This window comes from Candidatus Symbiopectobacterium sp. (assembly GCF_020054415.1).
Classification (GTDB): Bacteria; Pseudomonadota; Gammaproteobacteria; order Enterobacterales; family Enterobacteriaceae; genus Symbiopectobacterium.
The window spans coordinates 1-1,006 of the sequence record NZ_JAHWCO010000402.1 but is presented as its reverse complement, the minus strand read 5'-3'; the positions used below and the strand labels follow the sequence as shown (position 1 = coordinate 1,006).

At 48.0% G+C, this 1,006-nt stretch carries 2 pseudogenes; one reads left to right on the top strand and one right to left on the bottom strand.

Annotated elements, in window-relative coordinates:
* Positions 1–108 (bottom strand): annotated as a pseudogene (locus tag QZ506_RS11875) (IS5/IS1182 family transposase); the annotation flags it as partial.
* A 207-nt stretch (positions 109–315) separates the two neighbouring features.
* Between QZ506_RS11875 and QZ506_RS11870 the strand changes: the two are divergent.
* Positions 316–837, top strand: a pseudogene (locus tag QZ506_RS11870) (MFS transporter); the annotation flags it as partial.
* Positions 838–1,006 lie beyond the last annotated feature (169 nt).

Genomic DNA, 1,006 nt, shown 5'->3' with positions numbered 1-1,006 from the left:
CCATGCAGCAATGGCTGATTCATCTAGCCATACGGTTAGAGAACCGCGCTGCTTGAGGGCCTTGTTATAAGAGGGCCAGTTGGTGATTTTAAAATTTTGTTTTGCCATGGAGACCTGATTTTGAAACAACTGTGGTGATCCGCTCCGATGATTACCCAAAAGTTCTATTTATTCAACAAAGCCACCAAAAACCCTATCTCTGCTATGGAATTGTAGTTTTCCCCTGATGTCAATAGTGGTATAACACCTTTATCAGTGCTGTTATCCCATTAAATAATAATAATATTTTTTTATTGTCACATCAGGGGAATAGTTATGGCTGTATCGGATTCCGCGCAGCAGCAAAGTAAACCTGCGTCAGCCCCCATTTCAGGTATCGCCCTGTTGGTTGCCAGCGCTTTCTTTATGGAGTTCCTTGATGGCACGGTGATCGCCACCGCCTTGCCCGATATGGTACGCTCGTTTGGCGTTTCTGCTGTTGACCTTAATATTGGTATTATGGCTTATCTGTTAACGCTGGCGGCGCTGATCCCTTCCAGCGGTTGGGTGGCAGAGCGTTTTGGTGCCAGAGCCGTTTTCAGCGTGGCATTAGATATATTTACCTTTTCATCGTTGCTATGCGGCCTGGCGGAATCCGCAACGCAGTTTGTGCTGTTACGCGTAGTGCAGGGCATTGGCGGTGCCGTGATGGTGCCGGTGGGTCGCCTAATGGTATTAAGAACCACGCCAAAAGACCAGTTGATTAAGGCGATAGCTACGCTCACTTGGCCCGCGATGGTGGCACCGATCATTGGGCCGCCATTGGGAGAGTACATCACCTCCTATGCCAGTTGGCACTGAATTTTTTTCCTCAATGTGCCGTTAGGGTGCATATTCGCATCGTGATCGATCAGTGATTCGCATGACAATCGATCACGATTTCGCATGAAAGGTCGATCACTGATTCGCGTCGTATCGATCACTCCGGGACTTAACTCTTTTAACCTCCTCTCCATTCGCAGTTTCT